Annotated in this window: 19 protein-coding genes; 12 read left to right on the top strand and 7 right to left on the bottom strand. The window is 60.4% G+C overall.

Annotation, left to right across the window (positions count from 1 at the left end):
• Positions 1 to 51: 51 nt before the first annotated feature.
• Positions 52 to 297, bottom strand: coding sequence for a WGR domain-containing protein (locus tag ILFOPFJJ_RS34055; RefSeq protein ID WP_173514785.1), 246 nt, complete (start codon positions 295 to 297; stop codon positions 52 to 54).
• A 334-nt stretch (positions 298 to 631) separates the two neighbouring features.
• On the opposite strand from ILFOPFJJ_RS34055, the gene ILFOPFJJ_RS34050 reads away from it, so the two are divergent.
• From ILFOPFJJ_RS34050 to ILFOPFJJ_RS36145, 3 genes are read left to right on the top strand one after another with little or no spacing between them, the layout of a single operon-like run.
• Complete coding sequence (locus ILFOPFJJ_RS34050) at positions 632 to 1,225, top strand: DUF6088 family protein (RefSeq protein WP_173514784.1); 594 nt, start codon at positions 632 to 634, stop codon at positions 1,223 to 1,225.
• Positions 1,218 to 1,973, top strand: coding sequence for a nucleotidyl transferase AbiEii/AbiGii toxin family protein (locus ILFOPFJJ_RS34045; RefSeq protein ID WP_282438729.1), 756 nt, complete (start codon positions 1,218 to 1,220; stop codon positions 1,971 to 1,973). The genes ILFOPFJJ_RS34050 and ILFOPFJJ_RS34045 overlap by 8 nt, the downstream gene beginning before the upstream one ends.
• A 7-nt stretch (positions 1,974 to 1,980) precedes the next feature.
• Positions 1,981 to 2,256, top strand: a complete 276-nt coding sequence (locus ILFOPFJJ_RS36145) for a nucleotidyl transferase AbiEii/AbiGii toxin family protein (RefSeq protein ID WP_282438728.1) — start codon at positions 1,981 to 1,983, stop codon at positions 2,254 to 2,256.
• A 120-nt stretch (positions 2,257 to 2,376) separates the two neighbouring features.
• Here ILFOPFJJ_RS36145 and ILFOPFJJ_RS34845 read toward each other — a convergent pair whose 3' ends face one another.
• Complete coding sequence (locus ILFOPFJJ_RS34845; protein ID WP_210267714.1) at positions 2,377 to 2,730, bottom strand: hypothetical protein; 354 nt, start codon at positions 2,728 to 2,730, stop codon at positions 2,377 to 2,379.
• Between the two features lie 161 nt (positions 2,731 to 2,891).
• Here ILFOPFJJ_RS34845 and ILFOPFJJ_RS35865 point away from each other — a divergent pair, with 161 nt between their 5' ends.
• From ILFOPFJJ_RS35865 to ILFOPFJJ_RS34030, 4 genes are read left to right on the top strand one after another with little or no spacing between them, the layout of a single operon-like run.
• The gene (locus tag ILFOPFJJ_RS35865) at positions 2,892 to 3,170 is read left to right on the top strand and encodes a hypothetical protein (protein WP_246300019.1); all 279 of its coding nucleotides are present in this window, start codon (positions 2,892 to 2,894) and stop codon (positions 3,168 to 3,170) included.
• Positions 3,167 to 3,664, top strand: a complete 498-nt coding sequence (locus tag ILFOPFJJ_RS36140) for a KAP family P-loop NTPase fold protein (protein WP_282438727.1) — start codon at positions 3,167 to 3,169, stop codon at positions 3,662 to 3,664. Before ILFOPFJJ_RS35865 ends, ILFOPFJJ_RS36140 begins: the two co-directional genes overlap by 4 nt.
• Positions 3,583 to 5,136: a Qat anti-phage system ATPase QatA gene (qatA, locus tag ILFOPFJJ_RS34035; protein WP_312032791.1), complete on the top strand. Its 1,554-nt coding sequence runs from the start codon at positions 3,583 to 3,585 to the stop codon at positions 5,134 to 5,136. Before ILFOPFJJ_RS36140 ends, qatA begins: the two co-directional genes overlap by 82 nt.
• Positions 5,136 to 5,753 carry a Qat anti-phage system associated protein QatB gene (locus ILFOPFJJ_RS34030; protein WP_173514783.1) on the top strand — a complete coding sequence of 206 codons (618 nt, stop codon included), beginning with the start codon at positions 5,136 to 5,138 and terminating at the stop codon, positions 5,751 to 5,753. The genes qatA and ILFOPFJJ_RS34030 overlap by 1 nt, the downstream gene beginning before the upstream one ends.
• Positions 5,754 to 5,798: 45 nt before the next feature.
• On the opposite strand, the gene ILFOPFJJ_RS34025 is transcribed toward ILFOPFJJ_RS34030, so the two are convergent.
• From ILFOPFJJ_RS34025 to ILFOPFJJ_RS34010, 4 genes are all read right to left on the bottom strand, one after another.
• Positions 5,799 to 6,044, bottom strand: a complete 246-nt coding sequence (locus ILFOPFJJ_RS34025; RefSeq protein ID WP_173514782.1) for a type II toxin-antitoxin system ParD family antitoxin — start codon at positions 6,042 to 6,044, stop codon at positions 5,799 to 5,801.
• A gap of 130 nt (positions 6,045 to 6,174) precedes the next feature.
• Positions 6,175 to 6,495, bottom strand: a complete 321-nt coding sequence (locus ILFOPFJJ_RS34020; protein ID WP_312032790.1) for a Y4lK-related protein — start codon at positions 6,493 to 6,495, stop codon at positions 6,175 to 6,177.
• 198 nt (positions 6,496 to 6,693) lie between these two features.
• Entirely contained in the window at positions 6,694 to 7,155 is a 462-nt protein-coding gene (locus ILFOPFJJ_RS34015) for a hypothetical protein (RefSeq protein WP_173514781.1), read from the bottom strand.
• A gap of 85 nt (positions 7,156 to 7,240) precedes the next feature.
• On the bottom strand, positions 7,241 to 7,510 hold the full coding sequence (locus tag ILFOPFJJ_RS34010) for a helix-turn-helix domain-containing protein (protein ID WP_026616805.1): 270 nt from the start codon (positions 7,508 to 7,510) through the stop codon (positions 7,241 to 7,243).
• 51 nt (positions 7,511 to 7,561) lie between these two features.
• Here ILFOPFJJ_RS34010 and ILFOPFJJ_RS34005 point away from each other — a divergent pair, with 51 nt between their 5' ends.
• The 5 genes from ILFOPFJJ_RS34005 (at position 7,562) to ILFOPFJJ_RS33985 (ending at position 10,922) form a co-directional block, all read left to right on the top strand.
• On the top strand, positions 7,562 to 8,071 hold the full coding sequence (locus ILFOPFJJ_RS34005; protein WP_246300017.1) for a hypothetical protein: 510 nt from the start codon (positions 7,562 to 7,564) through the stop codon (positions 8,069 to 8,071).
• Between the two features lie 33 nt (positions 8,072 to 8,104).
• Complete coding sequence (locus ILFOPFJJ_RS34000; RefSeq protein ID WP_173514780.1) at positions 8,105 to 8,422, top strand: single-stranded DNA-binding protein; 318 nt, start codon at positions 8,105 to 8,107, stop codon at positions 8,420 to 8,422.
• Between the two features lie 455 nt (positions 8,423 to 8,877).
• Positions 8,878 to 9,636: a DUF932 domain-containing protein gene (locus tag ILFOPFJJ_RS33995; RefSeq protein ID WP_246300016.1), complete on the top strand. Its 759-nt coding sequence runs from the start codon at positions 8,878 to 8,880 to the stop codon at positions 9,634 to 9,636.
• 268 nt (positions 9,637 to 9,904) lie between these two features.
• Positions 9,905 to 10,351: a MerR family transcriptional regulator gene (locus ILFOPFJJ_RS33990; protein ID WP_173514779.1), complete on the top strand. Its 447-nt coding sequence runs from the start codon at positions 9,905 to 9,907 to the stop codon at positions 10,349 to 10,351.
• Positions 10,341 to 10,922 (top strand): VapC50 family PIN domain-containing toxin, encoded by a 582-nt coding sequence (locus ILFOPFJJ_RS33985; protein ID WP_173514778.1) that lies wholly within the window; start codon positions 10,341 to 10,343, stop codon positions 10,920 to 10,922. Before ILFOPFJJ_RS33990 ends, ILFOPFJJ_RS33985 begins: the two co-directional genes overlap by 11 nt.
• Positions 10,923 to 10,997: 75 nt before the next feature.
• Here ILFOPFJJ_RS33985 and ILFOPFJJ_RS33980 read toward each other — a convergent pair whose 3' ends face one another.
• Positions 10,998 to 11,219, bottom strand: coding sequence for a hypothetical protein (locus ILFOPFJJ_RS33980; protein WP_173514777.1), 222 nt, complete (start codon positions 11,217 to 11,219; stop codon positions 10,998 to 11,000).
• Between the last annotated feature and the right edge of the window lie 136 nt (positions 11,220 to 11,355).

Here is an 11,355-nt window from a genome sequence, read left to right as displayed (position 1 = left end):
ACGCCCGGCCAGCCTCAAAATACAGCCTATCCAATGGGGCGGAGACGGCGCTTACACTGCCCTCGCCCGGTATCCTCGTTGTCTTTTCTGCCGGGTGAGTTTGAGAAAGAGCTCGACCGCGTCCGCTTCCACGGCGAAGTGATGGGTCTTGCTCTGTCCGCGGCTGCCAATTCGTCCCCACCTCCTGGTCAGGCATGTTTCTCCAAACAAGGAGTTCGATATCTCCAGCGCATAAAAGCGCGCCATGTTCTTGGAAACATCGGTTCGCTCGATATAGATATGATATTGACAGTCCATGGCGTGCAGGATTGAAGGTTTGGCGGCGATCGTCCAACGACATTTATGAATCGTTTACGGCAGACCGATTCACGCTCCTGATGTGTCGCGGACGGACCGCTCCACGGGCCGGCTACGTTTTGGGTTGTGAAGAGCAACAGCTCGCTGCTGCGTCCGAAAGGTTCTTCGGCGCGATGACGTCGCGTTTAAGGCCGAGCGAGCCGGTCTAATGGGTGCTGCCAGCAACAGGTAGAGTAGATGCCCGTCGTCGAGTTTCCGCAGCTTGAATGTCAGAAAAACATATACTATTTTCTAACGCATGACCAACGCTGCGACATCGGTCCCGGATAAGATCATGAGGCGCGCCCGCGCTGGCGGCCGCGGTGGCGTTTTCACGCCCAGTGACTTCCTGGACATCGCCGCACGAGCGGCAGTCGACCAGGCGCTTTCCCGTCTCGCCAAAGGTGGCAAGCTCCGGCGCTTGGCGCGCGGCCTATACGACTTCCCCAAGGTCCATCCGCAGCTTGGTCCGCTGTCGCCTGCTCCCGACGATGTCGCGCAGGCGTTGGCGCGGGAGACCGGATCTCATGTACAGATTGCCGGCGCGCGTGCCGCTAACGCGCTCGGTCTTTCCACTCAGGTTCCGGCAAAGAGCGTCTATCTGACCGACGGCCCTTCGCGCCGTGTCATCCTGGGAAAGCGCGTGATCGATCTGCGTCACACCTCGCCTAAGCATCTCATCGCTCCGGGCAGCGCTGCTGGCACAGTCGTACAGGCCCTCCGTCACGTGGGGGCGGTTCGTGCCCGCGACGTTGCGCAGATCGCGGCGCGTCGTCTGTCGGCCAGCGACAAGAAGACGCTCGCATCCACTGCTGTCCAAGCGCCTGCTTGGATGCGGCCGACGCTCGTTTCGATAGCCAACGCAGCGTCGGGTGAGATCGATGGATAAGGTCGCTCTACTTCCAGCCGCAGATCGGGCGGCCCTGTTTGGCGAAACAGGCGCTGGCCGAGGAGTCGCCAATACGATCATCGAAAAGGACTTCTGGGTCTGCTGGACCTTGAAGCGGCTATTCGGACTGCATGGGAAGGATGCGGCAACCCTCGTCTTCAAAGGTGGCACCTCCCTCTCCAAGGCATTTGGTGCCATCCGCCGGTTTTCCGAAGATATAGATCTCTCTTTCGACCGAGCGGATCTCGGTTACACCGGTAACCGCGACCCCGAAAAAGAAGGCATCAGCAAGAAACAGGCGAACAAACTCATCGAAGCCCTTGTGAGCGATGTCGAGCAGCATATTGCCGAGAAGCTGCTTCCGGCTCTTCGGTCAGCGGTCGTCGAGCAACTCGGCGAGCCGACCAAAGGCGGGTGGTCGCTGGAAATCGACGCCGCTGACGCGCAGACGGTGAACTTCCACTATCCCACCGCGCTCGCCGCAGCCGAATACGAGAGCATGGGGTACATCACCCCACGGGTGAAGCTCGAACTCGGCGCCCGCGGAGACCCCTGGCCGACAGAGAAACGGGTGATCCGGCCCTATGCGGCGGGCGACTATCCTGGCTTCTTCGAGGACCCCGACACCACCGTCGTCGTCCTCTCCGCCCGCCGCACCTTCTGGGAGAAGGCGACGGCATTGCATGCGGAGGCGCATCGCCCGGCCGCCTCTCCGACGCCACAATATTTTTTCGCGGCACTATTATGATCTCGCCATGCTGCTGGCCACGGACGAAGGCAAAGCAGCAGCAGCCGATTTCGAGCTTCTCTCGCAGGTCGCCAAGCACAAAGCCACCTTCTTCCGTTCCGGCTGGGCCAGCTACGACACCGCTCGTCCCGGCACGCTGCGGCTCATGCCGGACGAGAACCGATTGAAGGATCTCCGCGCCGACTATAGGGCGATGGCGCCCATGATGTTCGACGACCGCCCGCCATCGCTCGACGAAATACTTGCGTCAATCGCGGCGCTCGAAGAAACAACGAACAAATAGTCCAAAGCGATCCGCCGGGGAGGAAAGGCCATTAGCTCACTACGATCCATCGACCTGCGCCTGATCGACGACCTCGTCGACTTCGTTCGAGGGCGCGGTTACGTCCTGGAGTTTTCGGATTTAAGTTTCTCGGAATTCTTCGCATCTGAGCTGGACGTCGACATCGACGATCCGATCTATGCCGAGCACGGCGGCTCGAAAGGCAAACGGCTGCGCTGCTTCCTTCAGAAGGTCGACGACGCCACGGCGACACGAACCCTCCAAGCCCTGTGGGAGCATCGTGCCGAACACCTGGCGCGCACCGGCAAGCGGGATCCAATACACAATGCCGAGGGACGATATCTTGGGCTTCTGGCCCGGCTGAATGGCCGGCCGACAAACGCCGATGAGGCGCCCCCGCGACCGGCGTTCGATTGGCGGTTGCTCGCCGAGTTGCGCGACCAACTCGTGCGTGTCGAGTCGCTGCGAGCCCATGAGCGAGGCTATGCCTTTGAGGCCTTCCTGAGGCGGTGCTTCGATATGGCGGGCCTGACAGCGCGTGAGCCTTTCCGCAACACCGGCGAGCAGATCGACGGCAGTTTCCTGCTCGGCGAGGAAACCTACCTCCTTGAGGCAATTTACAGCCGACGGCGGGGGTGGCCGACCTCCATGTCTTCCACGGTAAGCTCGACCAGAAGGCCGCTTGGGCGCGCGGTCTCTTCGTGAGCTACAACGGTTTTACGACCGACGGCCTGGCGGCATTCGGTTCGGGCAAGCGGCTCATCTGCATGGATGGCCGCGACATCTATGACGCACTCGATCGTCAGATCCCGATTAAGGCGGTGCTCGAACGCAAAGTGCGCAGGGCTGCTGAAACGGGTCGCCCCTTCATCCCAGCGCGGGAGCTTTTCGATCAAAACGGGGGGAGCCGATGATCCTGACTGATAACGAAACCAAGGTCGATCTCCTTAACAACGAGGCGATCGCGACGACGATCATCAAGCTCCTGCGGGACCGGCCAGATCAACCGGTGACGATCGGCGTGCACGGCGATTGGGGCGCCGGCAAGTCCAGCGTCCTCGAGATGATCGAAGCCGGCTTCGAAAAGGAATCCAAGGTCCTCTGCCTCAAATTCAACGGATGGCGCTTCCAGGGTTTCGAAGACGCCAAGATCGCGCTGATCGAGGGCATCGTCACGGGGCTGATCGAGGAGCGACCTGCGCTGACGAGGGCGGGAGACGCTGTAAAGGACGTCTTCCGACGCATCGACTGGCTCAAAGTTGCCAAAAAGGCGGGCGGCCTACCGCCTTCACGGGCATCCCCACTCCCGATCAGATCACCGCGATCGTGGGCACTTTGGAGGGCTTCCTCGCTGATCCCGCAAAGCTCGCCACCAAGGACAATGTTCAGTCAGCGATTGATGGCGTGAAGGGCCTGCTGAAAGAAAAGGACGGGGAAAGTGCGAACGTTCCCGAAGAGATAAATGCTTTTCGGAAAGCCTTCGACGACCTCCTGGAGAAGGCAGGTGTCGAACAGCTCGTCGTGCTCATCGATGACCTCGACCGCTGTCTCCCGGATACCGCCATCGAAACTCTCGAGGCGGTCCGGCTCTTCGTCTTCACATCGCGGACCGCGTTTGTCGTCGCCGCCGACGAAGCTATGATCGAATACGCCGTGCGTAAGCATTTTCCGGACCTGCCGGATACGACAGGGCCCCAAACCTATGCGCGCAATTACCTTGAGAAGCTGATTCAGGTCCCGTTTCGGATTCCGGCTCTGGGGGACACCGAAACTCGCATCTATGTGACCCTGCTGCTCGTGGGCGCCGAGCTCGGCGAAGAGGATCCCGCGTTCAACACCTTAATCGGTGTTGCACGGGAACGCCTCAAACGGCCATGGACCTCGGGGGCGCTGGACTCGGCATCCGTCAGGACCGCCCTTGGCACAAAGGCCTCGCGGGCAAATAACGCCTTGGCCCTCAGTGATCAGATCGGGCCGATCCTGGCCAGCGGTACCAAAGGCAATCCGCGACAGATCAAACGCTTCCTCAATACCCTGGTGCTGCGTCAGCGCACCGCCGAGGCACCCGGGTTCGGCGATGATGTGAAACTTCCGGTCCTGGCGAAGCTGATGCTTGCCGAACGTTTCATCCCTCGGCTGTTCGATCAGATCGCCGCCGCCGCGGCGGTGGCGCCCGATGGAAAATGCACCGATCTGGCCTCCCTGGAAGCTGCTGCCACGGCGAAGGCGGACGATAAGCTGAAGGCGAAGCCGCCGAAATCGAGGGTCAAGGAAGGCGACGGTGCGAAGCCAACGCCCAAATTAGAGGTGGTGACGACGACGGAGAGTGCGCAACTCGGCGAATGGCTCTCGTCGCCCGCGATCAAGGCCTGGGCGATGGTGCCGACCATGATCGGCGGCGAGGATCTGCGCCCATACCTGTTCGTGGCGAAGGACAGAAAAGATTATTTCGGCGCAGCATCCGTTCTCGGTCACCTCGCGGCTGTCGTCGAGCAACTCTTCGGAGGCAAGTTCGCCGTCCAAGCTCTCGAGGCCGATCTCAAGCGGCTCGCGCCGCCGGAAGCAGCGCAAGTCTTCGAAGCGGTGCGTGGTCGCATCGTTGGCGCTGACGCATTCGACACGGAGCCTGCTGGCGCTGCAGGTCTGGCGGTACTGATCAAGGCCCATCCGACCCTCCAAGGTCAACTCGTCGATTTTCTCGACGCGCTGCCTCGCGACCGGCTCGGTCCATGGGTCTGCGGAGGCTGGGAAGGCGTGATCAAGGACGGCGAGACCGTCCAGCGCTTCGATCGCCTGCTACAAACATGGGGCAAGGAGGGCGGCCCCATGCTGAGGGCCGCCGCCAACGGCGTGCTGCGCACCCGCCAGGGAGCTCGCTGATGGGCACCTCGAGCGCGTTCGGCGGTCAGAGCGGCGGTACCCCCCTCGTCCCAAGCTGGCTCGACGATGATGGTGCGCCGCCGGCTGCCCCCAACGGCGCGCCACCCGATGGGGGAGCGTCACCAGATGGTGGTCTCCCCGCTGACGGCGCTCCGCCCGATGCTCCGCCGGCATCCCCGGTTAGACCTCCCGTTCCACCCATCGCCGATCCGACGCGGTTTTCTGCCGCGCGCAACAATTTCTCGCGCTTTGCCGGTTCCGGAGGCGACGACCGCCGGAGCCTGGGCCGCGCCGTCTCCCATTATGTGGGTTCATCTGCCGGCGGCGCTCGGACGGCGGCGGCGAGGATGGGCTCGGCGCGTGGCGCCGGAAGCCGGCTTCTCGGCTTCCTGTCGGACGCGGTCGCCCGCGGCGCCACCGAGGCACTACGCGCGCTCAACCTCGATGGGCTGGCGGGCCGGCCGATTGAGGTCATCTTTTTCCGCTATGTCGACGAACGGTTCGAGGTCGTCAACATAGGTCGGCCAGTGTCCGGCATTTTTGCCGAAGTTCCCCGACAAAACGGCGGCCCACGATCAAGCTACCGCTCTGTCGCGTGGTGTACTCGAGAATATTGACCAGGTCAGTAAGGGCCGAAGGCAGCATATGAAGCTGCGGCACGTTTAGAAGCCTTCCTTGGTCAACTGGGCAGCCTTGGCCTCCAGCGCGGCATCGATATCTGCTTCCGAGGCTTCCCCGCCATCGGCGATCGATTTGTTGAGCAGGCTTGTCAGAGCCCTCAGCTTCTGTTCGCGTTCTTCGACGAGGCGCAGCCCTTCGCGGACGACTTCGCTGGCGGAACCGTAGCGGCCATCCTTGACGATGTTCGAAACAAAGGCTTCCCAGCGGTCACCAATGGAAACGTTCATGACACACCTCCGATTACCTGGACCTCAACATGCCACAATAACGGTTTTTGCGCAATTCTTGACATCGCCGGCCCCCCAAATGAGAACTGTGGATTGCATGTTCAAGAGGCGACGCGCCTCGGGAGTAAGGTCACTCGCGCTTCGTTCGGACGGACGTCGATGCTTTTGTCCGCCAGTGTTGAGGGTTTAGGCCGGGATCGACATATCGGCCAATTGAACGTAGGTACGCCGCAATTTCCCGCAGCAGTGGATCACGATCGTCATACGTCTGGTCAATGTGAACAAGGTGCGGGACCGCAGCTTCATACTCTTCATCTGGTAAGTCAGCATCGCCGATTACGTAAGAGTCGTCCCCGATGGCGCATATGTCGCAACCGGTGGTAACAACGTCGATGACAAAGTCCGGAATCTCCGTCTCGAGCATCAGTCGAATATCCTGGTTCATTTTCATGTGCCCTCTCTCTGCTGCGAACCAGCGGTACGTGGGGGTTGGCGGCATCGCTAGCGAGACGCCATTGTTATGAGTGACGGCGAGCCGGCGTCGATCTTGACGTTCCCGCAGACCTGCCAGGTCGGTTTACCGGTCGATACCTCTTTAGCCCCATAATGTTGGACGCCTGTGGCCGCTTGCCAACTTTCGTGCTGAAGTTCAATCGGGACGCTTGCCGGTTCGGGCAGGCTTGCACGCGAGCGGCCGCAGCTCCTGAATGACAAGGCCGGCTTTGGGCGACAGGATTGCGCCGACCCAATTGTCCGAAAATATACCCGCATCGTCGGCCGGCGACAGCCATAACACCTGATTGTTGATGAGCTCGACCTTCACTTCGCTGGCAATCGGGCTGCCGGCAATTGTCTGCACGTAGTGGCGCTTGATTGCGTGGCTGGTGCCGGTCTCTTCGACGACGCGGTTTTCGCCGTAGTCCAGCTCGATGGTGCCTTTGACCGTGACCGGCGCGCAATCGCGCGAGCGTTCACATTGAATGGCCATTTCATACTGGCACGACCACACCAATGCTGTTCGCCACATCGGGTTTTCCGCGGCACCCGCCGATGCCGCCGCGGCGACCAGGACGGCGCTCAGGGTGTGCCGCAAGCTCTGTCTGATGGTCATCGTCTGTTTGCGCTCCCTTCCGCTGGCAGCGCATTATTAAATATAGTTTTCTAAACGTGCAAGGCGTGGCTGCCGCCTGCAGCCTTTACTCCTGCGGCGGGGTCTTTTGCCCCATCAGCAGCTCCTGCAGCGGGACTTTCAAGTTGGTGCTGATCCGCGTGATCACCTGCAGCGATGGGTTCGCCGAACCATCGAGGATCTGCAGATAGTAGGGCGAAGTAATCTCGCACAGATGCGCCATCTCCTTTTTGTTCAGGCCGCGCTTTACCTGCTCGCGCTCCATGACCATCGCCATGTTTCGCAGGATCATCGTGCCGAGGTCGGTATCAGCTTTCTTACGCTTGCTCGTCGCCATGTGATTAAATATATTTAACTGGAGATCGTTTCAGGTGAGGAAGGGGTACCCATGTTTGTGAAGCTTATGCGGATCAACGTCGTCGCTGGATTGTTTGTTTCGGCCACCATATCTGCCGCTCCGGCAACGGCGAGCGAATGGGGCTGCGAAGTTCTGCTGTGCGCCGCGTCGTCGAACCCCTCCTGGCGGGGGGTCCCCTCCTGCCATCCGCCGATGATGCGATTGATCTCCGCGATGAAGAAGCCCGGCTTCGATTGGCCAACCTGCCCCGAAGCAGGCACTGGCTCCCCCGGCTTCGAACGCTATGCTGCGTGCCCGGAAGGGTATCGGGTGGGAAGTAGCTCGGGTCGGGATGGCTTCGGCAGAGACGAGAACCTCTGCGTAAGGACAGTGAATATGTGCCAGGGCAAGACGCACGGACTTTATCACTCTGATCGACAGCGCAGCTGCATGCAAACGGTCTCCATATCCCGACCGCTCAGGTCAGAGCCTTACTTCTTTGACATCAAGAACGATACCTCTGGTCAAACTGAGCGGCATTGGTTCGAACTGCACAGATAGATGGTTTTGAACGGTTAAGGAAGGTTTAAATCGATGCGATCTGTCAACCGCCACACGCTTCTCGGGCACGTCGGAAACCTCGTCGAGCTCACAAATGTCCTGAAAGTAAACGTCGCCACGAACCGCGAGTGGCAGGCTGAAGGAGAAAAGAGAACCGCGACAGATTGGGTGCAGGTCACCGTGCTCGACAAGAAGCAGGCCAAGTGGATCGAGGAGAATGTTGGGCCTGGCGATCTCGTCTATATCGAGTCGCGGATTTCCAATTCCAGCTACGAACGCGACGGCGAACAAGTCTATACGACCGACGTGATCGCGCAGCTGTTCAATCTGGTGGCGAAGAAGGGCAGCTGAGCCCTTCGGGCGCGTCTATCGTGAGCCGCCAGCGTGTCTGGCGGCGGTTCGCTCGGATGACACGCATCCGGCATTGAGACCCGATGGGCCACATCGTTTGTATCCGCCCCATGACATCGTCCCCCCGGGCTGGTCAAGCGGCCCGTGAAGCCGGTTCATCTTCCGCGCCAGTCCGTCCTTTGGCCGGACCCGTGAAGATGCCCCGTCTTCCGCGCCACGCCACTTGACAGTCCCGTTTGCCGCCGTGGGGCGGGCTTTCGCCCTCCCCTCTGTCCCGGGGAATGTCAGAGGCCATTCCCCGGTCAGACCGGGAAGGCTTCGCCCGACAGGGCTCCCCTTCGGGAACGGGAAACAAGGAGACAGACCATGAGCATCTACACCGAGACCGCCCGCTTCGACACCGGCCGCGCCCTGACCGAAGCCGAAATCGCCAGGTTGCACCGTCGATCTTTGCCATGACCGCCCATGAGAGCAGGTCGGAGCGGTTTCAGCCGATCCCGACGATCGAGGTTTTGCGCGGGCTGATGAACGAAGGTTTCATGCCCGTCGGTGCCAAGCAGTCGCGCAGCCGCACGGAGGGCAAGGCAGATTTTACCAAGCATCTCATTCGCCTGCGCCGCATCGACGACGGCAAGGTTTATCATGTCGGCGATACCGTGTGCGAGATCCTGCTCAAGAATGCCAATGATGGCACGAGCGCCTACGAGCTGATGGCCGGTCTCTTTCGTGTCCGATGCCTCAATTCGTTGGTCACGCAAACCGGCACCATCGACGCCATCAAGGTTCGCCATTCCGGCGATGTCCAACACAAGGTAATCGAAGGGAGGTATCGCGTTCTTGGCGAGGCCGAACGCACCCTTGCCGCGCCGCAGGACTGGTCGACCCTTCGGCTCAATCGCGAGGAAGCCAATATTCTGGCGGATGCTGCCCACGTTCTTCGCTTTGGCGACACCGACGGCGACACGAAGACGCCGATCAAGGCCGAGCAGTTGCTTGTTCCCCGCCGCCATGATGACCGCGTCGACGATCTCTGGACAACCTGGAACGTCGTGCAGGAGAATTCCCTCAAAGGCGGCTTGCGTGGTGTTGGCCGTGATGACCTCGGCAGACCGCGCCGTGTGAAGTCGCGCGCTGTCAACGGTATCGATCAGGATATCAAGCTGAACAAGGCTTTGTGGCTTCTTGGCGAACGGATGGCCGCGCTCAAGGCCTGAGCTTTGCCCCCTCGGCGTCGCCGACATCGGCGGCGCCTCCTCTCCCCTGCCGTGCAAGTTCTGGCCAGGTGGCTGTTCCTTGCCGCTATCCAAGCGGCGCGGACACAGCTGCGAGGGGTGCCCCAAAGCCCCACCCCTCGCAACTCCCCTTCCCGCCCGGAAAAGTCGGAGACCAGATTGCTGAATGCCTCCGATTCTAGACCACAGAGTTTCAGTTATTGCAGTTAGGCGCTGTGGCCTCTATATTCGCAGCATAGGAGATTGAGCCATGGCCAGCCACGTCGTCAAATTTATCGGTCTGTCGGACCGGGATCGCAAGAAAGTCGCGAACCTGCCGAAACTGGCCGCCGGGGATCGCGTTGAGCTGCATGTTCGACGCCGCGATGGTAATGATCAAACATTGCAGTTGCCGCCGGCGGCAGCCGATGCCATCGAGGCGTTGATCGATCGGCTGTCGAGTGGCGAAAGCGTCGCACTCCTTACCGAGGATCAGGAATTGAGCCCAACCGAGGCCTCGGAGATTCTGGGGATTTCCCGGCCGCTTGTCGTGTTGCGTATGGACTGCGGCGATCTCCCCTTCCGCTATGTCGGCAAGCACCGCCGCGCATCGTTGAAGGACGTCCTGGCGCTTAAGTCCAAACTGGACCTCCGTCAGAGCGCTCTTGATGCGCTCGCAGATGATACAGAGGATCTGATCGATACCCATGGCCTCTAAACCGCTTGTCGCGGTCCTTGATGCCTGCGTCCTTTATCCGTTCCATCTTCGCAACGTTCTTGTCCAAACCGCTTTCGACGGCCTTTTCGACGCGCGCTGGAGCGACGACATCCATGCCGAGTGGATACGCAATCTTGCTGCAAACGCTCCTGGCGTCACGGTGGATCGGCTCCAGGTCACGCGTGACCGGATGAAGCAAGTTTTGCCGGAAGCTGATGTTCGCGGTTATCAATCGCTCATTCCTGAGCTTGAGCTGCCCGATCCCGATGATCGACATGTCCTGGCTGCCGCCATTGCAGGCAAGGCTGCGCTCATCGTCAGTTGGAACGTGAAGGACTTTCCGGCGCAAAGCCTCGGACCTTACGGCGTGGGCTGCATGACGCCGGATGCTTTTCTCAGCGAGCTTCACAGGCGGTTTCCCGACGCACTGATCGACAGTGTAGCCCGTGCTCGACGTAATCTTCGCAGATCATTGCCGTCGCCCGGTGATTTCTGGGACGCTTCGGAGCGCCAGGGCCTTACGGCTTTTGTTTCGGTTCTACGGGAAAGGTGGATGATCGATCGCGCTTAGGCGTACAGCGCGGGCGGAGATAAAAAAACCGGCTTGCGCCGGCTTTTTCTCCCAACCTCCCGGAGCCCATGTCTCTCAGGATGCTGGGTTAGTTGTTAGCGTCAACATAGATAAGAAGACGTCTTGGTCAACGGTTTTGATCACCAGGCTTGGCTTATGCCGAACAATTATGCCGGCGGCGCCCAAACAATCCCCCTCCTGCAGTCTAGCCCGCGCCACCTCCTCGATGACTTCATAGTTGCTGATGATCGCCTCCACGCCGATTTTGAGCAGCGCGATGATCGCGGACTTGGTCATCGGGACCGTTTCGATCTTCTCGCGAGGTATAACGGGAAGATGCTATCAGGATCGGGCGCGAGTTCGTCGCGCGCTTCAAAGAGGCCCCGTCGGCTCGAAGCTGGGATTTTGGCCAAGTTAAAGAACGATTGGTGAA

Source organism: Sinorhizobium psoraleae, assembly GCF_013283645.1.
GTDB classification, from domain to species: domain Bacteria; phylum Pseudomonadota; class Alphaproteobacteria; order Rhizobiales; family Rhizobiaceae; genus Sinorhizobium; species Sinorhizobium psoraleae.
This window is presented reverse-complemented; position numbering and strand designations above follow the sequence as displayed.

Bases quoted from the DNA above. Each gene is read 5' to 3' on its own strand.
- ILFOPFJJ_RS34055 (WP_173514785.1), bottom strand. From the start codon at position 297: ATGGACTGTCAATATCATATCTATATCGAGCGAACCGATGTTTCCAAG.
- ILFOPFJJ_RS34050 (WP_173514784.1), top strand. From the start codon at position 632: ATGAGGCGCGCCCGCGCTGGCGGCCGCGGTGGCGTTTTCACGCCCAGT.
- ILFOPFJJ_RS34045 (WP_282438729.1), top strand. From the start codon at position 1,218: ATGGATAAGGTCGCTCTACTTCCAGCCGCAGATCGGGCGGCCCTGTTT.
- ILFOPFJJ_RS36145 (WP_282438728.1), top strand. From the start codon at position 1,981: ATGCTGCTGGCCACGGACGAAGGCAAAGCAGCAGCAGCCGATTTCGAG.
- ILFOPFJJ_RS34845 (WP_210267714.1), bottom strand. From the start codon at position 2,730: ATGGGCTCGCAGCGACTCGACACGCACGAGTTGGTCGCGCAACTCGGC.
- ILFOPFJJ_RS36140 (WP_282438727.1), top strand. From the start codon at position 3,167: ATGATCCTGACTGATAACGAAACCAAGGTCGATCTCCTTAACAACGAG.
- ILFOPFJJ_RS34030 (WP_173514783.1), top strand. From the start codon at position 5,136: ATGGGCACCTCGAGCGCGTTCGGCGGTCAGAGCGGCGGTACCCCCCTC.
- ILFOPFJJ_RS34025 (WP_173514782.1), bottom strand. From the start codon at position 6,044: ATGAACGTTTCCATTGGTGACCGCTGGGAAGCCTTTGTTTCGAACATC.
- ILFOPFJJ_RS34020 (WP_312032790.1), bottom strand. From the start codon at position 6,495: ATGAAAATGAACCAGGATATTCGACTGATGCTCGAGACGGAGATTCCG.
- ILFOPFJJ_RS34015 (WP_173514781.1), bottom strand. From the start codon at position 7,155: ATGACCATCAGACAGAGCTTGCGGCACACCCTGAGCGCCGTCCTGGTC.
- ILFOPFJJ_RS34010 (WP_026616805.1), bottom strand. From the start codon at position 7,510: ATGGCGACGAGCAAGCGTAAGAAAGCTGATACCGACCTCGGCACGATG.
- ILFOPFJJ_RS34005 (WP_246300017.1), top strand. From the start codon at position 7,562: ATGTTTGTGAAGCTTATGCGGATCAACGTCGTCGCTGGATTGTTTGTT.
- ILFOPFJJ_RS34000 (WP_173514780.1), top strand. From the start codon at position 8,105: ATGCGATCTGTCAACCGCCACACGCTTCTCGGGCACGTCGGAAACCTC.
- ILFOPFJJ_RS33995 (WP_246300016.1), top strand. From the start codon at position 8,878: ATGACCGCCCATGAGAGCAGGTCGGAGCGGTTTCAGCCGATCCCGACG.
- ILFOPFJJ_RS33990 (WP_173514779.1), top strand. From the start codon at position 9,905: ATGGCCAGCCACGTCGTCAAATTTATCGGTCTGTCGGACCGGGATCGC.
- ILFOPFJJ_RS33985 (WP_173514778.1), top strand. From the start codon at position 10,341: ATGGCCTCTAAACCGCTTGTCGCGGTCCTTGATGCCTGCGTCCTTTAT.
- ILFOPFJJ_RS33980 (WP_173514777.1), bottom strand. From the start codon at position 11,219: ATGACCAAGTCCGCGATCATCGCGCTGCTCAAAATCGGCGTGGAGGCG.